We start from the raw sequence: 19,312 nt of genomic DNA on the forward strand, positions 1-19,312 counted from the left end.
GGTGGCTCAGGCGGCCGCCCTGCCCTCGACGATTCCCGCAATCGCCTCCAGCATCCGCGTATCGTCCCCGGCGAGCCCCTCCATCGCAGCCATGCGCTGGATCACGGTCGCGGCGATGGCTTCCTCCACCGTGTCCTCGGCATAGGCATAGAAGATCGTCGCGTGCTGGCCGTCGCGATGGCAGCGGCCCTCGATCTGCTGGAGCTGGATCGCGCTGTGGCGCATGTCGTGAACCACCAGAGCCCGCTCCCGCTCCCCGCCCGGCATCTCGCCGCGATGCAGCGAAATCGATTCGGTGACGGTAAAGATCACCGCATCGAGCTGCCCCGTCTGAAAAGCGATGCGCGTCTCCTCGTTCTGCGTGCCCGAATGTTCTCCGTTGATCTCGGCCGTGCGCCAGCCGCGCCCGCGCAGCGTCTCGGCCAGCATCGCGCTGGTTTCGAGGAAGGCGACGGAGATCGCGACCTGCTCGTCATTGCCAAGCAGGTCTTCGCAGAAATCCGCGGTACCGGGGATGCGCAGCAGGCTCGCCTTCTGGCGGAAGCGCAGATCGGCCGCCCAGCCCTGAGGCTTGCGCGTCGAGCCGCCGGCGAGGCCGAGCTCCTTGCGGAACTCGCGCCATGTCGCGTCGTAGAGCTTGCGCGAGGCGGCATCGAGCGCAACGGGAGCAAGCTCGCGCTGCACCTCCGGCCAGCCCGCGATCTCCTCCGGCCGGCGCCGCAGCCCGATGGCATTCGCCCCGCGATAGAGCAGATCGGCCATCACCTTCCGGTCGGCCTCGTTCGGCTCCCAGCTCCAGTTTTTCCAGCGGCCCTTCGCCCGGCCGATCTTCAGCCGCTTCATCAGCAGGCGGAAGCCGTCGAGATCGGCTGATGGCATGCCCGCCGCCTTGGCCAATAGCGGCGCGAGATAGGACAATTCATGCGGGGACTGGCCGGCCGTCGCGCTCATATAGATCGTGAAATCGGCAGCCTCCGCCATCTGCCGGCAGACCAGCCCCTGCTGCGAGTTGGGGTTGCGGATGCGGTGGGCCTCGTCGATCACCACCAGCGGCCAGGTCCGCTTCGGTGTGCCGTGCTTGGCGATCTCGTTGTTCTTGGCCCGCGTCGAGCGCTTCTTGCTGTCGGTGGGCGGCGCGAGCAGCGACTTCGTCTTCTCGAAATTCATCAGCGTCACCCGCTTCGCCGGCAAACCCGACAGCGCGATGGTCCGCCGCCATTGCGGGATCGCGCCCTTCGGGCAGATCACCAGCACCTCCTCTTCCGGCATCGCCGAAAGCGCGAGCCAGGCCGACAAGGTCTTGCCGAGTCCCGTCAGGTCGCCAAGCAGGAAGCCGGCCGCGCCCTTGGCCCGCGCCGCGAGGATCGCATCGCGCGCGACGATCTGGTGGGGATGCGGGACAAAATTCATGGGCGGGCAGCGCGAATTCCGTTCATCGGGCACGCCATGCCCGTTCCGCTCTCTTGGCACTGGCGCGCCACGGCGTCCACCGGCACTGTGCCGGCCTCGAATCCGGGAGACCCAGACAGATGACCCGTGCGCAGGCGATCGCGAAAGCACAGGATTGTTTCGATTCAGGCCGGCTCAAGAGCGATCTTGCCCGCCTTGTCGCGATGCCGACCGAAAGCCAGAATCCCGATCGCGCCCCGGTGCTCTCGCAATATCTCGACACCGAGATGCGCCCGCTGCTGGAATCGCTCGGCTTCACCTGCCGCGTCCTGACCCATGCCAAGGCCAAGGGCCCCTTCCTCTACGCCGAGCGTATCGAGGATGCAGCCCTGCCGACCATCCTCGGCTACGGCCATGGCGACGTGATCCGCGGCCTCGACGCGCAATGGAGCGAAGGCCTCTCGCCCTGGGCGCTGACCGAGCGTGACGGCCGCTGGTACGGCCGCGGCGTCGTCGACAATAAGGGCCAGCACCTGATCAATCTGAGTGCGCTCCGCGCCGTGCTGGAAACGCGCGGCAAGCTCGGCTTCAACGCCAAATACCTGATCGAGATGGGCGAGGAATCGGGTTCGCCCGGCCTGCGCGAACTCTGCGAGGAGCAGGCGGAGCTGCTCAAGGCCGACGTGCTGATCGCCTCCGACGGCCCGCGCCTCAACGCCGAGCGGCCGACCGTCTTCCTCGGCGCCCGCGGCGTCATCACCTTCGACCTCCAGATCACCGCGCGCGAGGGTGGCCATCACTCCGGCAACTGGGGCGGCATTCTGTCCGATCCCGCCATCCAGCTCGCCCACGCCATCGCCTCGATCACCTCGCCGACCGGCCAGATCCGCATCCACGAATGGGTTCCGAAGGAGCTGCCACCGGCCGTGCGTCGCGCCGTCGCCGATTGCGAGATCGACGGCGGACCGGACGGCCCGACCATCGATCCGAACTGGGGCGAGGCCGGCCTCTCGCCGGCCGAGCAGGTCTTCGGCTGGTGTTCCTTCGATGTGCTGGCGATGAAGTCGGGCGTGCCGGAAACGCCGGTCAACGCGGTGCCGCCGAGCGCCTGGGCCCGCGTCGCCCTGCGCTTCGTCGTGGGCATCGAGCCGCGCGACGTCGCGCCGGCGCTGCGCCGCCACCTCGATCGCCACGGTTTCCCGATGGTCGAGATCATCATGCCCGGCACCGAGCGCTTCGGCGCGACACGGCTCGATCCGGACAATCCGTGGGTGGCCTTCACGATCGCTTCGATTGCCGAGAGCACCGGCAAGAAGCCCGCGCTCCTGCCCAATCTTGGCGGCTCCCTGCCGAACGACATCTTCGCCGAGATCCTGAAGCTGCGCACGATCTGGGTGCCGCATTCCTATCCCGGCTGCTCGCAGCATGCGCCGGACGAACACCTCCCCGTCGCCATCGCGCGCGAAGCGCTGACGGCAATGGCCGGGCTCTACTGGGACATCGGCGCGGGAAGCACGCCGCCCGTCTGAAGCTCACTCCTGCGGCTGGCGCGGGTCACGTCCCGGCGGCAGGTCGATCGGCGTCGCCGGGGGCGCCTCCGGCGGTGCGTTCGGCGGCAATTCCGGTGGCGGCTCGGTCGGGATGCCCTGCGGCTCCTCGTCGGGCGGCGATTCGACCGGCGGGGCCGGCGGCACGTCGCCGGGCGTCAGCGGCGGGACCTCTGGCGGTGGGTTCGGCACGGCCGGCGTATTGCCGGGGCCGGCTTCTAGGCTGCGATTGAACTGCATCATGCGGAAACTGCCCTTTCAGGACAGCAACGCCGCAGTCGCCGAAAGGCTCCGCCCGATCGAAGCTGGCAGGGCTACTCCCGTTGGTCCGCACCTCGTTTTTCGTCTTTCGGCAGCGGATGCCGCGCCTGGATCCAGCTCTCCAGCGAGTGATCGAGTGCGAGCAGGACGAGGGCCAGCACCGTGGCGGCAAGCGTGACGAGCCAGTGCCCCAGCCCGGCGGCACATCCCAGCGCAGCCGTGACCCAGACCGCCGCCGCCGTGGTCAGGCCGTGAGGCATCATGTCGTCGTTGCGGCGGATAATCAGCCCGGCGCCGAGAAAGCCGACGCCGGTCAGCACGCCCTGCACCACGCGGCTCGCCGCGTCGGGATGCAGCGCCTCGCTGAACAGGCTTGCAGCCACCGCAGTCCCTAGCCCGACCAGGCCGAAGGTCCGGATGCCGGCGCTCTTGCGCTGGACAGTCCGCTGCCAGCCGACCGCCACGCCCGCCGCGAGCCCGGCAAGCAGCCGAAGAAGCAGTTCGAGTTCCGCCACGCTGCTGCTCGCTCCCGCCTTTAATTGGGGGCCAACGATAGCACAGCCGCGAAGCCGGCGAAGATGCTGCGTCGGCCGGTAACGGCAACAGGCCACGACCGGGCTGCTGCGCCCCAGGCGCCAGCCGCTCGCCTCAGCGAAAGTACGATCCGGAGATTTTCAGGAAAACCGTGGTGGGTGATGTAGGGCTCGAACCTACGACCCGCTGATTAAGAGTCAGCTGCTCTACCAACTGAGCTAATCACCCATACGCCACGAAGCGCCGCCGTTCGGCGGCGTGGACCGCGTCAGGCAGGGGGCGTGTAGCAAAGGCCCTGCCCCCTGTCCACCCGTCCATGACAGTTTTTTCAAGGCTCGCCCGAAAACACGGGCGAGCCTGTGGATGGTCAGGCCGCGCGGCGGTTCAGCAGGTGATAGAGCACGATCGCGCCGAAGGTCGCGGTGCCGATGCCGCCGAGCTCATAGCCGAAGATCGGCAGCTTGAGATCGCCCGCGCCGAGGATCAGCGCGGTCGCGACCGTGATGAGGTTCTTCGGCTCGGAGAAGTCGACCCTGTTCTCGACCCAGATCCGGCCGGCCGTCGCGGCGATCAGGCCGAACACCACGACCGCAAGGCCACCGAGCACCGCGACGGGGATCGTGCCGATCACCGCGCCGAACTTCGGCGAGAAACCGAGCAGCAGGGCGATGATGCCGGCCGCGACGAAGACCAGTGTCGAATAAACCCGCGTCACCGCCATCACGCCCATGTTCTCGGCATAGGTCGTGACGCCCGTGCCGCCGCCCGAGCCGGCGATCATGGTGCCGAGACCGTCGGCAAAGAAGCCGCGGCCGATCAGGTGGTCGAAGCTGCGCCCGGTCATCACCGAGATGCCCTTGATGTGGCCGAGATTCTCCGCGACCAGGATGATTGCGACCGGCACGATCAGGGTGATCGCCTTCATCTCGAAGACCGGCGCCACGAATTGCGGCAGGCCGAACCAGGCAGCGGCGCCGACCTTGCCGAAGTCGATCGGCGGCGCACCGAAGCTGGCCGCCGAGATCGCATAAAGGATATAGGCCGCGAGCCCACCGATGAGGATGGGCAGGCGCTGCGGCAGCCCGCGCCCATAGACAGCGACCAGCGCCACCGAGACCACCGTGAACAGCGCGATCCACTTTGTGTACGGGCTGGCCGAGATCATGCTGATCGCGACCGAGGTCAGGTTGAGGCCGATCGCGGCCACGACCGCACCGGTGACCACCGGCGGCAGCAGCTTCTCGATCCAGGCCGTGCCGACGCCCTGCACGATCAGCCCGATCACCGCATAGACCGCGCCGCAGGCGATGATGCCGCCGAGCGCCACGCCGATATTCGGATTGGGTCCGGAGCCGGCATAGCCGGTCGCCGCGATGACGACGCCGATGAAGGCGAAGGAGGAGCCGAGATAGCTCGGCAGCTGCCCGCGCGTGATGACGAAGAACAGCAGTGTCGCGATGCCCGAGAAGAAGATCGCGACGTTCGGATCGAAGCCCATCAGCACCGGCGCGAGCACCGTCGAGCCGAACATCGCGACGACGTGCTGCATCCCCGCGATGACCGTCTGCCCGGTCGGCAGCCGCTCGTCCGGCATCACCGCGCCGGAAGTCTTCAGGGTCCAGTTCGGAAAATAGCCCATCATATCGCTCCCCAGGGCCGCCGGGGGAGCGACCGCACCGGAAGAGCAGATGAGGGCAAGATGCCGGCCAGCGCCAGATAGCGGCGGCGTCATCCACCGGAATCAGGGGACGAAAGCGTCATGCTCGGGCTTGACCCGAGCATCGCGTGCCGAATGAGGCTCCGGTGCCTTCGCGTCCAGAGATTCTCGGGTCGGCGCGATGCGCCGCCCGAGAATGACGGCGGGTGGCTCTTACTCCGCCGCCTGCGCGTGCAGGCGCCCGCCCCGCGCGATCAGCTTGTTGAGCGCGGCCAGATACGCCTTGGCCGAGGCCACCAGCGTATCGGGATCGGCACCACGCCCGGTGACGGAGGAGCCGTCGCGCGCGAGCCGCACCGTCACCTCGGCCTGGGCGTCGGTGCCCTCGGTCACGGCATGGACGTCGTAGAGCTCCAGCGCCACCTCATGCGGCACGATCGCCTTGATCGCGTTGAAGACGGCATCGATCGGCCCGTTGCCCTCGGCCTCCTCGGTGACGAAGCGGCCGTCGACATTGAGCTTCATCGTCGCGCGCTGCGGGCCGCGCGTGCCGGCGATCACGGTCAGCGATTCCAGCTTGATGCGGTCATGGGCGGTGGCGATGTTCTCGTCGACCAGCGCCTCGATATCCTCGTCGTAGACATGCTTCTTGCGGTCGGCCAGCGCCTTGAAGCGGGTGAAGGCGTCCTCGAGCTGGTTGTCGCCCAGATCGTAGCCCATCTCCTTCAGCTTGGAGCGGAAGGCGGCGCGGCCGGAATGCTTGCCCATCACCAGCGAGGTCTTGGTCACGCCGACCGATTCCGGCGTCATGATCTCGTAGGTGGACTGGTTCTTCAGCATGCCGTCCTGATGGATGCCGCTCTCATGCGCGAAGGCGTTCCGGCCGACGATCGCCTTGTTGTACTGCACCGGGAAGGAGCAGGCGGTGGATACCGCCTTGGACACGCGCATCAGATGCGATGCATCGATGCCGGTCTCATAGGGCAGGACGTCGCCGCGCACCTTCAGCGCCATCACGACTTCTTCCAGCGAGGCGTTGCCCGCCCGCTCGCCGATGCCGTTGATCGTGCATTCGACCTGCCGTGCGCCGCCCTCGATGCCGGCCAGCGAATTGGCGACGGCCAGGCCCAGATCGTTGTGGCAGTGCACCGAGAAGATCGCCTTGGCGGCGTTGGGCACGCGCTCGCGGATCGACTTGAACATGAAGCGATATTCGTCCGGCGTGGCGTAGCCGACCGTGTCGGGCAGGTTGATCGTGGTCGCACCCGCCTTGATCGCGGCTTCGACCGCGCGGCAGAGATAGTCGATCGGCGTGCGCGTGGCGTCCATCGCCGACCACTCGACATCCTCGACCAGGTTGCGCGCCTGCGTCACGGTGGCGCTGATGATCTCCAGCACCTGCTCCTGGCTCTTGCGCATCTGGTGCTCCAGATGGATCGGCGAGGTCGAGACGAAGGTGTGGATGCGCGGCTTCACGGCATGGCGCACGGCTTCGCCCGCCCGCGCGATATCGATGCTGACGGCGCGGGCGAGGCCGGCGATCGTCGCGCGCTTGGTGCGGCGGGCGATCTCGGACACGGCCTCGAAATCGCCCTCCGAGGCGATCGGGAAACCGGCTTCGATGATGTCGACGCCCATGATGTCGAGGGCTTCGGCAACCTCCAGCTTCTCCTCGAAGGTCATGGTGGCGCCGGGGCACTGCTCGCCATCGCGCAAGGTGGTGTCGAAGATCAATACGCGGTCTTTGGCGGAGCCCGTCTGGGTCGGATTGGTCATGGTCTGCTTCCGGTGTCGGTGCGCCGCGAGATCGGAAAAGGCGGGCGCTGGGTTTGCTGTCGGCGGTTCTCGTCACTCCCCTGAGCGCCCAGGCAGCATGCCCGGCCGGCCCTCAGGGGCAGCTAAGGAGAAGAAGGCCAAGAAGCGAGAACGGAGCACGAGCGAGGGGAGCGCAAGCGCGCATGCCGACGAGCTGCGCAGCGGCGCAGTCCTTCATCAGGTCATGGCGGGCGGTCGAAACCACGGGCGTTCCTCAAATCGACGGGACAGGATGTAACCGAAAGCGCGGGCGAAGCGCAAGCATATGTCTCATGCGTCGCGAAATAACGACGGCCGCCATCTGTCGATTATCATCGCAGCGCGCGATTCGGCCGGCAATCGCGCTCCGCGACGGCCAGGCTGAAAACACTCGGAGTCACGCGCCGATGATGCGTTACGACCGCCCCGACATGGGGCTCGCCTTCTGCCTCTCCGGGCTAGCCGGCTTTGTCGATGCTCTCGGCTTCCTCAGCCTCGGCGGCTTCTTCGTCTCGTTCATGACCGGCAACACCACGCGCCTCGGCATCGAGCTGGCCGGGCGGCATGCGGGTGGCATCGTCCTGGCCGCGACGATCCTCGGCCTCTTCGTCCTCGGCGTCGTCTGCGGCTCGCTGGTCGGCCATTTCGGCAAGAGGCAGCGCAAGGCGGCGGTGCTCGCCTTCGTCACGCTCGTGCTGATCCTCGCGGCCGGTCTCGACACCATCGGATTCGGCACAGCCGCAGCCGGCGTTCTCGCCCTGGCGATGGGAGCGGAGAATTCGGTCTTCCAGCGCGACGGCGAGGTCACGATCGGCCTGACCTACATGACCGGCACGCTGGTGAAGATGGGCCAGCGCCTCGCCGGCGCCCTGCTCGGCGGGCCGAAGCTCGCCTTCCTGCGCCATTTCGCGCTCTGGCTCGGCTTGCTCAGCGGTGCTGTCGTTGGAGCCGCCGCGCATAGCCGGATCGGCCTCGACGCGATCTGGCTGGGGGCCGCGGCGGCCGGCTTCTTCACCGTCGTCGCCCTCTTCATGCCGGATCGGGGCTAAGCCCCGGCCCATGCGGGACGCCTTTGCCGGCGGGACGGAATCGGTCATGGTTCCGGCTCGAAGAGACGGAGCCTCCCCGATGCGCGCCACACCGATCCTCGCCACGGCCTTCGCGGCGCTGCTGCTGTCTGCCTGCCAGACCTCGACGGTCAGCACGCCCCCTGCCCCGCGGCCTGAGCAGGCCGCGCCCGGCGTGACGCCAAGCACCTTCCGCATGCCCTCGGGCACCGGCTGCTCCGGCGAGGTCGAGCGCTTCCAGGCCGTGATGGACAACGATCTCGCCACCGGCCACACGACCAAAAGCGTGCATGACCGCGTCAGCGGCGAGATCTCCCGCGCCCGCTCGACCTGCTCGGCCGGCAACGACGCGGGCGCTATCAGCCAGATCCGGGCGACGAAGACGCGGTTCGGCTATCCGGGCTGAACCCTTCTCCCCTCGGGGGAGAAGGTGGCCCGGCGCAGCCGGGTCGGATGAGGGAAGACCGGGTGAGGCGCGGCCAGGGCTGCCCTCATCCGTCTGCTTCGCAGACACCTTCTCCCCTAAGGGAGAAGGATTTACGGCTACGCCGCCAACCCCCGCTTCTCGAGCAGCGCATCCGGTGTCGGCAGCCGGCCGCGGAAGAGCGTGTAAGCCTCTGCCGCATCGCGGGTGTCGCCGGCCGAATAGATGTAGCGCTTCAGCTTCTCCGCCACCTCGGCTGAGAACACGTCGCCGGTCTCGGTAAAGGCGTTGAAGGCGTCGGCGTCCATCACCTCGGACCAGAGATAGCTGTAATAGCCGGCCGAATAGCCGTCGCCCGAGAAGACATGGGTGAAGTGCGGCGTGCGGTGGCGCATGGTGATCTCGTCGGGCATGCCGATGCGCTTCAGCTCCGCCGCCTCGAAGGCAAGCGGATCGACCTCGGCCGGCGCCTCCAGCGAATGGAAGGCGAGATCGACCAGCGCCGAGGAGGTGTACTCCACGGTCGAGAACCCCTGATTGAACGTCTGCGCCTTCTCGATCTTCTCGATCAGCGCCTCCGGGATCGGCTCGCCCGTCTCGGCATGCAGGCAATATTGCCGCATCACCTCGCGCGTCAGGAACCAGTGCTCGTAGAGCTGCGACGGCAATTCGACGAAATCGCGCGCCACCGCCGTGCCGGCGAGCGAGCCATAGGTCACATCCGAGAGCAGGCCGTGCAGCGCGTGGCCGAACTCGTGGAAGAGCGTGCGCGCGTCGTCGATCGAGAGCAGCGCGGGCTTGCTCTCGGCCGGCTTGGCGAAATTGCAGACATTGACGATGATTGGCCGGGTCTCGCCGTCGAGTTTGCGCTGGCCGCGGAAGGCGCTCATCCAGGCGCCCGAGCGCTTCGAGGAGCGGGCGAAATAGTCGCCGATGAACAGCCCGATATGCCGGCCGCTCGCCGCTTCCGTCACCTCGAAGATGCGCACATCCGGGTGATAACCGGCAAGTTCCGGCCGTTCCGCAAAGGTGAGCCCGAAGAGCTTGCCGGCGACATCGAACGCCGCCTGCCGGACACGATCGAGCTGCAGATAGGGCTTCAGCACGGCTTCATCGAGCGCATAGGTCTTCTGCCTGAGCTTCTCGGCATAGTGGCGCCAGTCCCAGGGGCGGATCGGCCCGTTCTCGCCCTCGTCCTGAGCGAGCGCCGCAAGATCGGCAGCCTCGCGCGCCGCCCGCGCCTTGGCCGGCTTCCACACCAATTCCAGCAACCCGCGCACATGCTCCGGCGTCTTCGCCATGGCGTCGTCGAGCTTGAAATGCGCGAAGGTCGCATAGCCCAGAAGCTTGGCCTTCTCGGCGCGCAGCTTCACCATCTCGGCGACGATGGCGCGGTTGTCGCTCTCGCCGCCGTTTTCCCCGCGCTTGCTCCAGGCGATGAAGGCTTCCTCGCGCAGGTCGCGGCGGGTCGAGAAGGTCAGGAACGGCTCGATGATCGAGCGCGACAGCGTCACCGCATGCTGGCCGGGCTTGCCGCGGTCGGCCGCCGCGCGCGCCATCGCAGCCTTGACGAACTCCGGCAGCCCGGCCAAGCCCGCCTCGTCTTCGATGAAGAGCGCATAGGAGGATTCGTCCTTCAGCACGTTCTGGCTGAACTGCGTGCCGAGCCCCGCCAGCCGCTCGTTGATGGTGGCGAGACGCTTCTTGTCGTCCGCGCCGAGCTTCGCGCCCGAGCGGATGAAGCCCTTGTAGGTCCGTTCCAGCAGCCGCGCCTGCTCGGCATCGAGTCCAAGCTTGTCCTGTCCGGCGAAGACCGCATCGACGCGAGCAAACAGCCCTTCATCCATCATGATCGCCGACCAGTGCCGCGAGGTGATCGGCGACATCTCGCGCTCGATCGCCTGCAGCGCCTCGTTCGTGTCGGCACCGGTCAGGTTGTAGAACACGCCGCCGACGCGGCTGAGTGCCCGCCCTGCCCGCTCCAGTGCCTCGATGCTGTTGGCGAAATCGGGCGCGGCCTTGTCCGCAACGATCGCCGCGATCTCGCCCTTGTGCTTGGCGAGCGCCGCGTCGAAGGCCGGGCGTATATGCTCGGGCCTGATCGCGCCGAAGGGCGGCAACCGGAACGGCGTCTCCCAGCGCGTGGCGAAGGGGTTCTCAGCCGGCAGAGGCAGGGCTTCGGGATAGGCGGTCTCGGCAGAGTTCATCATATCGCTTTCGAAAAGCCGGGTGGATCACTCGCCATCGAAGATATGCGCGAGATAGCGGCGCATGAAGGGCGGCATGTCGAGCTTTTCAGTCTCGGGCAGGCTGCGGACGATCACGATGTCGGCGAGTTCCTCCTCCTCGAGGTCCTTCATCCGCTCGATCATCAGCGCCCGCGCCTCGCTCGCCGGCAGATCGATCGCGACCTCGCGCATGAAGGCGATGCGCCCATGCTCGATCACCGCGGTCCAACCGCCGCCGACGCTGAGCTCCTCGACGCTTAAGCCCGTCTCCTCGCCGAGTTCCCGCGTGACGCTGCCGGCAAGGTCGAGCGTACGGTCGGGGCGGACATCCTCGCGGTCGGGCGTGCCGGCGGCGAAATAGACCTTGCCGGCATTGGCGGTGTGATCGCCCATCTTGCCGCAGAGGAAGGCGCCGTCCTTGGCCCTCAGCGCCGCCATGGCGAAGCCGTTGCGGATGACGGCGCCGGGATGGCCCGCATCGCGCCAGCTCATGAAGGCGGCATAATCGGTCTCGAAATAACCGGCCTCGAACACGCCGTCGCGGATCGCGGCACGATGCTGCAGCATGATGCGCCCGTTGAACATCGCCGGCTTTCCGGCGCTGATCTTCGCCCAATGCGCTTCGATCGCCTCGGCGTTCTCGCGTGCATAGGCCCAGTCATAGGGCTCGACGCGGGCATCGACGCCGGTCAGCCGGACGATCGTGCCGTTCTCGACGCCGTCAGTCACAGAAGCACGCCCTCGCTGACGACGATGGCCGAGCCGCCGATGCGGGCCGAAACCAGCGCGCCGTCCCGCACGCTCAGTTCCAGCGTGATCTGCGATGGCCGCCCCATCTCGTAGCCCTGCTCGATGACGAGGCGATGGTCGCCATCGGCCGGCTTGTCATAGGCCATGATCGCGCCGGCAAAGGCGGCGGCGGCGCCACCCGTGGCAGGGTCCTCGCCGATGCCCGTTCCCGGCCAGAACATGCGGACATGGAAGTCGTGCCCGGTCTCCGCCGTCTCGCGGCCGTAGAGATAAGCCCCGCCGGCCCCGAACGCCGCCTGCCAGCGCGCAAGATCAGGACGTGCGCGGCCGATGACCTCGCGTGTCGCCACCGGAACGAAGTGGAAGGGCACGCCTGCCGAATAGATCGCCGGAGCATGGTTCTCGAAGCCGATCTCGCTGGCATCGAGGCCGAGCGCCGCGGCCAGCACCTCCGCCGCAGCCGCCTCGCCCACCCGTTCCGGCAGGCGCGGCAAGGTGAAGACGGCGTGCCCGGCATGGCTGCCTTTGACCTCCACGGCGCAAGAGACCGGACCGACCTTCTCCTCCAGCACCAGCAGTTCGGCGGGCCGCCCTTCGGCATCGTCGGTGAGCGCGAGCCAGACAGCCGTGCCGACCGTCGGATGGCCCGCGAATGGCAATTCGCCGCCCGGCGTGAAGATGCGGACGGAAGCGCGATGCCCGGGCTTTTCGGGAGGCGAGACGAAGACCGTCTCGGACAGGTTGAACTCCCTGGCGATGGCCTGCATCGCCTCGGTGTCGAGCCCCTCCGACTGGAGCACCACCGCCAGCGGATTGCCGGCGTGGCGGCGCGTGGTGAAAACGTCGAGCGTGACGAAGCGGCGTTTCATCGGGTCATCCTGCCGGGATTTCGAGATCGATCGTGAGCGGGCAATGGTCAGACGCCTTCGGCCGGTCCCAGCCGACGCGTGGATAGCGATCGGCGCAGGTCGCCAGCCGCGCCATCGAGCGGTCCGGCTCGCGCGGGTCGAGCGGCACGCGGTACGGCAGGCCGCGCCGGATCATCTGCATCGGCGGTGTCGGATTGGCCGCCGCCAGCGAAGGCGAGAGCAGGATGTGGTCGAGCGGCATATGGCTGTCGATCAGCCTCTCCTGGCTTTCCGACCAGTAGCGCCGGAAATGCGTCCAGCGCTCATGCGCCGGCAGCACATCCATCGGCTCGACGGCAAAATCGTCGAGCAGTGGCTCGATGCCGCTGTCGCCCTCGTCGACCACTTCGGCGCGCGGGCCGAGGCCATGGTGATAGCCGTTGAGATCGCCGAGCACGATCCAGTTCGCCTCGCGCCAGCCACCCCCGAAGCTTTGCTGAACCAGCCATTTGACCGCCCGCGCCTCGGCCCGGCGCACGGGCAGCGTCATCTCCCGCCCATCCTCGCGGCCATTGTTCATCGACTTGAAGTGGCAGCCGAACAGGCTGAGCCGCCGTCCGTCGAGGGTCAGTTCGACCTCCAGGCAATCGCGCGCGAAGACCTTGCCATGCGGGCCGATGCCGAGCATGGCGAGCTCGCGGTCATGCACGCCGGCCTCTGCAAAGGTCAGCTCCTTGTGCGAGCGAACCGTGACCTGCCCCAAGAGATCGCGCCGCGCCGCGAAGCCGATATCGATGTTGCGCCGGTCGTTGCCGTCGATCAGCGTGAAATGGCCGTAGCGGTGGTCGGCGATGCGGTGGACGTAATTGGCGAAGAAGGCCTGCAGGCTCGCCAGCGAATCGACTTCCTGCAACATCCACAGATCGGCCTGCGCCTCGGCGATGGCGAGCGCAGTCATCTGGCGCTTGTCGTCTTCCAGCGCCACCGCGAGCGAGCGCTCCACCGCGTCGCGCTCGTCGGCGCGCGGGAAATGGAACAGCGACATCGCAGCCGCCGTCTCGGTGCGCCCGCCCGGCTCGAAGCGGTGGCGGGTCAGCAGGTTCTCGACGTTGAAGGTGCCGACGCGCAGCTTCATCGCGACGCCCCTCCCCACCGCCAGCCATCCTCCCCGAAGCCCTCATCCTGAGGAGCGCCGCAAGGCGCGTCTCGAAGGATGCTCCAGGAGGCTCCGGAAACATCTGGACCATCCTTCGAGACGCCGCTTCGCGGCTCCTCAGGATGAGGGCTGGTGAAAGGACCGGCCACGAGCGTCAAATCGCTTCCGGTTCGAAGACCTGCGAGGGCGTGACGAACTCGTCCTGCGCCGCCACGGTCAGGATCTCGCGCGAGCCCGCCTCCTTGGTGCGCTTCAGCAGACCGTAGATCGAGGACGAAGCCTTCCAGAGCGCCGAAGCGGCTGATTCCTCGCGCAGGTAATGCGTGAAGAACAGCGCCGCGATGGCATCGCCCGCACCGTTGACGCTGACGTCGAGTTTCGGCGTCCGCACCCGCCAGCTGCCGGTGGCGTCCGCCGCCATCAGGTCGATGGAATCGCCCGGCGTCTCCTCGGTCACCAGCGAGGTCACCATCACCACCTTGGGGCCGGCATCGCGCAACGCTTCCACGGCGCGGTGCGCGTCGGCGAGGGTCTTGATCTCGATATCGGTCAGCAGCTCGAGCTCGAACTGGTTGGGCGTGACGATATCGGCGGCCGGCACAGCCTGCTCGCGCATGAATTCGGGGATTCCCGGCCGCACGAAGACGCCACGGCCGACATCGCCGATCACCGGGTCGCAGCAATAGAGCGCCTTGGGGTTGGCCGCCCGCACCTTTTCGACCGCGGAGAGGATCGCATGGCCGATATCGGCTGAGCCCATATAGCCGGAGATCACGCCGTCGCAATCGGCCAGCACGCCGCGCTCGGCAATGCCTTCCATCACCTCGTCGATCATGCCGCCGTCGAAGACACGGCCCTTCCAGCTGCCATAGCCGGTGTGGTTCGAGAACTGCACCGTGTGGATCGGCCAGACATCGACGCCGAGCCTCTGCATCGGGAAGGTCGCGGAGGCGTTGCCCACATGACCAAAGGCAACGTGGGACTGGATCGAGAGAATATTCATGGTCCGAAGCGATACCCCGTTCGCGATAGGCCCGCGAACCTAGCGGGTCCGGCGCGCGGCGCAAATCGAAAGCGGTGATGGCTGCGATCAGCCCGGCGTCAAGCGCTCGAAAGCTGCGCCACGCCGGCCGTGTCGGTGAACTGGGTTACGCTCTTCAGCTTGCCGTCGGCGATGGTGAAGATATCCATGATCTCGAAGGAGCCGCTGCGTCCGGTCGGCTTGCATTCGACATCGGCGCGCCAATGCAGCGTCGCCTTGTCGCCGTCGACCGTCAGCGCCAGTTCCTCGATATTGCTGAAGACATAGGTCGCGATCAGCCCGGCCATCTGCTCGCGGACGGCGGAGTGCCCATCCGGCTGCGCGAAAATCGCGGCCGCTTGCGGCCCGCCAGCCAGCCGATAGCTGCAGTCGGGATGCATATAGTCCATGAGGGCTTCGAGATCGCCGCGGTGACGGGCGGCATAGGCATCGCGAATCAGGGCTTCGACGGCGGCGCGCTCGGTCATCTCGCCTCTCCTTGCGTCAGCACCTCAGTCTTGCGCTGCCGCGGCTGCGAGTCCAGCGCGGTGCCGGAACGGTCATTCCCGCGGCGCGACCTGCGCCATCGTCGTGGCCAGCACGTAGCGCAGCCCCTCGGGCTGATAGTCCAGCGCGACCTCGCCATGGAACTTCTGCGCCATGACGCGCTCCACCAGCCGCGAGCCGAAACCCACCCGGCGCGGTGGGACGACGAGAGGCCCGCCGCTCTCGGTCCATTCGAACCGGAAGGCATCCTCGCTCTGCGGGCGTCCGGTCGACCAGCCGATCGCGACTTCGCCGGCTTCGACCGACAGCGCGCCGTACTTCATCGCATTGGTCGCGAGCTCGTTGACGGCAAGCGCCAGCGTCATCGCCTGATCCGCCGGCAGCTGCAGCGGCGGCCCGCCGATTCGGATCGTGCCGAGGCCGGCGCGATGCGGCGCCAGCGCCCCCTCGACCACCGCGCGGATCGGGGCGCTGCTCCAGCTCGACTGTGTCAGGATCGAATGCGCTTCCCCCAGCGTCGCGATGCGCTCGCTCAGGATCGATTGCGCCTCCTTGAGCGTCTCGGCGGAACGGAAGGTCTGGCTGGCGATCGCGGCGATCATCGCCAGCGTGTTCTTCATGCGGTGAGCGAGTTCCGCATTGAGCAGGCGCCCGTTGCGCTCGGCCTGCATCTTCCCGGTCGTCTCGATCACCGTATCCATCATGCCGAGAACCCTCCCGGCCTCGTCGCGGATCGGGCTGTAGCAGAAGGTGAACCAGACCTCCTCGGGATGCCCGTACCGATTGATGGTGAGCGGGAAGTCCTCGATGAAGGTCGCCTCGCCGGCGAGAGCCTTGGACACGATCGGGCTGATCTCGTCCCAGACCTCCAGCCAGACCTCCCGGAAAGGCTGCCCGAGCGCCGAGGGCTTGTTGCCGAGAATGGAGCGGAAGGCATCGTTGTGGATGGTGATCAGCTCGGCGCCCCAGGCGAGGCATTTGGGGAAGCGCGAGTTGACCATCATGCTGACGGCCGTCTTCAGCGCGGCCGGCCAGTCGCCGAGCGGCCCGAGCGGTGTCGCCTCCCAATCATAAGCACGGATGGCGGCGGCCATATCGCCACCGCCATCCAGAAAAGCCGTTTCGCCGTTCAAGCGACACCCCCAGCGCGAATCCGCACAACATGCACCGAGCGCGGATCGTGCGCGACGTCAAATCACGGTCCGATGCCTAGGCAAAAGGATGGATCGTCACGCCGCGTCCGAAAGGACGCATGGCGATCCATCCCGGGTGCAGGACGTCAGGAGCCGGAAGCCGCCTTCTTGGCGAAGCTGTCGATGAAGGTCTTCGACAGGTCGACATTGGAGTTGGTCAGCTCGGGATCGAGCAGCTTCAGCGAATCGTACATGCTCTTCATGCCGTCAAGCGTGGAGATGCCGGTCCGCGAATAGCTCTCCTGCGAGTTCTTCACCGCCTGGAGGTAGAGCGGCTTGTCGCCGAGCAGATACTCTTCCGGCACCAGTGCCGCGACATCCTCGGGCTTCGCCGTCTCCAGCCACTTCAGCGACTTCATCAGCGCGTTGACCAGCTTCTGCGTCGTCACCGGGTTCTTCTCGGCGAAATCGTTCTTGAGATAGAGCACGGCCGCCGGGTTGGCGCCGCCGAACAGAGCCTTGGTGCCGGCCTCGGTGCGCGTGTCGATCAGCGAGACGATATCGCCGTCGGCTTCGAGCTTCGAGGTGACCGGGTCGAGATGCGAGATCACGTCGACCTGCTTCTGCTTGATCGCGGCGACCGCGCTCGCGCCGGCGCCGACGCCGATGATCGCCGCGTCCGTCGCCTTCAGCCCGGCCTTGACCATGGCGTATTGCGCGGTCAGCGCGGTGGAGGAGCCCGGCGCCGTCACGCCGATCTTGAGGCCCTTGAAGTCGGCGGCAGACTTGACCTTGTCGGCGAGGTCCTTGCGCACGGCGATGGTGATTGCCGGGAAGCGGCCGAGCTCGATCACCGCCCGGATGTCCTGGCCCTTCGCCTGCATGCGGATGGTGTGTTCATAGGCGCCGGTCACGACATCGACCGAGCCGCCGACGAGGGCCTGCAGCGACTTCGCGCCGCCGCCGAAATCGTTGATCTCGACGTCGAGGCCCTGATCCTTGAAGAAACCCTTCTTCTCCGCGATCGTGAGCGGGAGATAGTAGAGCAGCTGCTTGCCGCCGACGCCGAGCGTCAGCTTGGGCTTCTCGGCGTTCTGGGCGACGGCATGGGACGCCGCGCCGAGCGCGGTCGAAAGAGCGAGCGCGGCCAGCGCGCCGCGGCGGGACAAGAGCATGGACATTCCTCCGGGTTGGATCCTGCTGGCGCTTCTGACGGGCGCGCATTCCCCGGGAACATAGGCTAGATTGAAGCGCGGGAGCAACAATCCCGAACCGGCGACGAGGCCGGAGCCTTCCGGCCTGTCCACGCATGTCTACCTGCTGCAACGGCAAGGCGAGGGCCGCCCGTGAACGAAGTGCGCATCGCGATTTTCGTCTTCTTCTGCCTGACCGCGGCTTCGCTGGGCGCGCTGTTTTCCTACCAGCGTCTTCCGGAGCATCAGCGGTTGGACGATACGCAGAAGGTCCTGCATCTCATCGCCAACATCTTCGTCGTGATGACCTCCCTCGTCCTGGGCCTGATGATCACTTCGGCGAAGAGCAGGTTCGATGGGGTCAACCAGGACGTTCACAGCTACGCCACCGAGCTGATCCTGCTCGACCGGATGCTGTTCCTCTATGGCCCGGAAGCCGGCGAAACCCGCCAGAAGCTTCTCGTCTATGCCGAGCGCGCCGCGAATGGCCACTGGACTGCCGAAGGCGGGCTTTCGGACAAGACCTCCGAGCGAATGATCGAGGATGTCGGAACCGGCCTGCGCACCCTCGAACCGAACCGCGATCCTCAGCTCTCGATCTGGAACGACATGCGCGAACAGTACCGCAAGGTGCTGGAGTTGCGCTGGAGTCTGGTGGAACAGGCCGAGGGCTCCCTGCCACGGCCGCTGATGCTGATGGTCGTCGCCTGGCTGGTTCTGATCTTCGCGATCTTTGGATTCCGGGCGCCGCGGAACGCCGTGGTCGTGACGGGTTTCGTCGCTGCCGCGGCCCTGATCGGTGGAGCGATCTATCTGATCGTGGACATGGATGTCCCCTTCGAAGGGCCGATCCAGGTCTCGCCCGCTCCCTTGCAGAGAGCCCTCACCGAAATGCGCCGGTAAACCCGGATTGCTTGTTGCGTTTCGGCCGCCAGATCGCCGGCATTGCGCACTACACTATCTGGACTGGATCGCGGGCGCGGACATCGGCATCATGAAGGCTGGAGGACGCCCTGATGTCACAGAAGGGCTACAACCAGTTCTGCCCGGTCGCCAAGGCCTGCGAGGTCATAGAGCCGCGCTGGACGCTCCTGCTTCTGAGCGAGATGCTGGCGGGCTCGACGCGCTTCAACGAGATCGGCCGGGGCGTCCCCGGCATGTCGCCGACGCTGATGTCGCGACGCCTGAAGGAGATGGAGGAGCGCGGGCTGATCGTCCGCTCGGAACATCCGGCCACGGGCGAGATTCACTACAGGACGACGCCTCTCGCCGAAGAGCTCGGGCCGATCATCAAGGCTCTGGGGAACTGGGCGCATCGCCACATCGATGCCGAGGTGACGCTCGACAACCTCGATGCCCGCCTGCTGATGTGGAACATGCGGCGCAAGATCGACATCAGTGCGCTGCCGCTCGCCAGGCGCACGGTGATCCAGTTCATCTATCCCGAGCTTTGCGCCGCCGACCGGAACTTCTGGCTGATCGTGAAGCCGGGCACGCCCGTGGACCTCTGCTCGACCGATCCGGGCTACGACGTCGATCTCTTCGTCACCGCCAAGCTCGAGGCGTTGACCGCGGCATGGATGGGACATTCCAGCCTGAAGAAGGAAATCGAGCAGGAACGAATTTCGCTGACCGGCGACACACGCCTGGCAGCGTCCATCGAGCACTGGATGGTGCGCAGTTCCTTCGCCGCGGCGTGAGCGCGAACCGCGCTCCAGTTTCTGTATCGGGATCGCTACAGAAACTACACTATGGCCGCTCGGCCTCCTGTCGCACGATCAATCCCGCTGATCGGCATCTCCG

At 66.9% G+C, this 19,312-nt stretch carries 18 protein-coding genes and 1 tRNA gene; 5 read left to right on the forward strand and 14 right to left on the reverse strand.

Translation table 11 applies throughout. The annotated features are described in order from the left end of the window. Positions 1 to 6: 6 nt before the first annotated feature. A complete protein-coding gene (locus AC1DVA_RS02275) occupies positions 7 to 1,410 on the reverse strand; it encodes an SNF2-related protein (protein WP_476804830.1) in 1,404 nt (467 codons plus the stop codon). Positions 1,411 to 1,529: 119 nt separating this feature from the next. Here AC1DVA_RS02275 and AC1DVA_RS02280 point away from each other — a divergent pair, with 119 nt between their 5' ends. After that, a complete protein-coding gene (locus AC1DVA_RS02280) occupies positions 1,530 to 2,918 on the forward strand; it encodes a M20 family metallopeptidase (protein ID WP_476804831.1) in 1,389 nt (462 codons plus the stop codon). A 3-nt stretch (positions 2,919 to 2,921) separates the two neighbouring features. On the opposite strand, the gene AC1DVA_RS02285 is transcribed toward AC1DVA_RS02280, so the two are convergent. From AC1DVA_RS02285 to AC1DVA_RS02305, 5 genes are all read right to left on the reverse strand, one after another. Beyond that, on the reverse strand, positions 2,922 to 3,179 hold the full coding sequence (locus AC1DVA_RS02285; RefSeq protein WP_265054053.1) for a hypothetical protein: 258 nt from the start codon (positions 3,177 to 3,179) through the stop codon (positions 2,922 to 2,924). A 71-nt stretch (positions 3,180 to 3,250) separates the two neighbouring features. Then, positions 3,251 to 3,712, reverse strand: coding sequence for an MgtC/SapB family protein (locus AC1DVA_RS02290; RefSeq protein ID WP_265054054.1), 462 nt, complete (start codon positions 3,710 to 3,712; stop codon positions 3,251 to 3,253). A gap of 171 nt (positions 3,713 to 3,883) precedes the next feature. Continuing rightward, positions 3,884 to 3,959 (reverse strand) — tRNA-Lys (locus AC1DVA_RS02295). A 139-nt stretch (positions 3,960 to 4,098) separates the two neighbouring features. Further along, on the reverse strand, positions 4,099 to 5,370 hold the full coding sequence (locus AC1DVA_RS02300; RefSeq protein ID WP_476804832.1) for a solute carrier family 23 protein: 1,272 nt from the start codon (positions 5,368 to 5,370) through the stop codon (positions 4,099 to 4,101). Between the two features lie 231 nt (positions 5,371 to 5,601). Continuing rightward, positions 5,602 to 7,164 carry a 2-isopropylmalate synthase gene (locus AC1DVA_RS02305; RefSeq protein WP_476804833.1) on the reverse strand — a complete coding sequence of 521 codons (1,563 nt, stop codon included), beginning with the start codon at positions 7,162 to 7,164 and terminating at the stop codon, positions 5,602 to 5,604. 425 nt (positions 7,165 to 7,589) lie between these two features. Between AC1DVA_RS02305 and AC1DVA_RS02310 the strand changes: the two genes are divergently transcribed. After that, positions 7,590 to 8,231 (forward strand): YoaK family protein, encoded by a 642-nt coding sequence (locus tag AC1DVA_RS02310; protein ID WP_476804834.1) that lies wholly within the window; start codon positions 7,590 to 7,592, stop codon positions 8,229 to 8,231. 79 nt (positions 8,232 to 8,310) lie between these two features. Further along, on the forward strand, positions 8,311 to 8,655 hold the full coding sequence (locus tag AC1DVA_RS02315) for a hypothetical protein (RefSeq protein ID WP_476804835.1): 345 nt from the start codon (positions 8,311 to 8,313) through the stop codon (positions 8,653 to 8,655). Positions 8,656 to 8,792: 137 nt separating this feature from the next. Here the strand turns inward: AC1DVA_RS02315 and AC1DVA_RS02320 are convergent, their stop codons facing one another. From AC1DVA_RS02320 to AC1DVA_RS02355, 8 genes are all read right to left on the reverse strand, one after another. Then, positions 8,793 to 10,880, reverse strand: coding sequence for a M3 family metallopeptidase (locus AC1DVA_RS02320; RefSeq protein ID WP_476804894.1), 2,088 nt, complete (start codon positions 10,878 to 10,880; stop codon positions 8,793 to 8,795). A gap of 27 nt (positions 10,881 to 10,907) precedes the next feature. Continuing rightward, positions 10,908 to 11,630 (reverse strand): NUDIX hydrolase, encoded by a 723-nt coding sequence (locus AC1DVA_RS02325; protein WP_476804836.1) that lies wholly within the window; start codon positions 11,628 to 11,630, stop codon positions 10,908 to 10,910. Further along, complete coding sequence (locus tag AC1DVA_RS02330; RefSeq protein WP_476804837.1) at positions 11,627 to 12,520, reverse strand: PhzF family phenazine biosynthesis protein; 894 nt, start codon at positions 12,518 to 12,520, stop codon at positions 11,627 to 11,629. Before AC1DVA_RS02330 ends, AC1DVA_RS02325 begins: the two co-directional genes overlap by 4 nt. Positions 12,521 to 12,524: 4 nt before the next feature. Beyond that, positions 12,525 to 13,634, reverse strand: coding sequence for an endonuclease/exonuclease/phosphatase family protein (locus tag AC1DVA_RS02335; RefSeq protein WP_476804838.1), 1,110 nt, complete (start codon positions 13,632 to 13,634; stop codon positions 12,525 to 12,527). 175 nt (positions 13,635 to 13,809) lie between these two features. Then, a complete protein-coding gene (pdxY, locus tag AC1DVA_RS02340; protein ID WP_265054084.1) occupies positions 13,810 to 14,658 on the reverse strand; it encodes a pyridoxal kinase PdxY in 849 nt (282 codons plus the stop codon). A 98-nt stretch (positions 14,659 to 14,756) separates the two neighbouring features. Continuing rightward, complete coding sequence (locus AC1DVA_RS02345; protein ID WP_476804839.1) at positions 14,757 to 15,164, reverse strand: nuclear transport factor 2 family protein; 408 nt, start codon at positions 15,162 to 15,164, stop codon at positions 14,757 to 14,759. Between the two features lie 72 nt (positions 15,165 to 15,236). Continuing rightward, entirely contained in the window at positions 15,237 to 16,277 is a 1,041-nt protein-coding gene (locus tag AC1DVA_RS02350) for a sensor histidine kinase (RefSeq protein ID WP_265054086.1), read from the reverse strand. Positions 16,278 to 16,462: 185 nt separating this feature from the next. Further along, entirely contained in the window at positions 16,463 to 17,491 is a 1,029-nt protein-coding gene (locus AC1DVA_RS02355; protein ID WP_265054087.1) for an ABC transporter substrate-binding protein, read from the reverse strand. A gap of 171 nt (positions 17,492 to 17,662) precedes the next feature. On the opposite strand from AC1DVA_RS02355, the gene AC1DVA_RS02360 reads away from it, so the two are divergent. Both AC1DVA_RS02360 and AC1DVA_RS02365 read left to right on the forward strand, forming a co-directional pair. Beyond that, positions 17,663 to 18,412, forward strand: a complete 750-nt coding sequence (locus AC1DVA_RS02360; protein ID WP_476804840.1) for a bestrophin-like domain — start codon at positions 17,663 to 17,665, stop codon at positions 18,410 to 18,412. A gap of 113 nt (positions 18,413 to 18,525) precedes the next feature. Continuing rightward, on the forward strand, positions 18,526 to 19,209 hold the full coding sequence (locus tag AC1DVA_RS02365; protein WP_476804841.1) for a winged helix-turn-helix transcriptional regulator: 684 nt from the start codon (positions 18,526 to 18,528) through the stop codon (positions 19,207 to 19,209). Positions 19,210 to 19,312 lie beyond the last annotated feature (103 nt).

This window comes from Allobosea sp. P4_C6, from assembly GCF_056402015.1.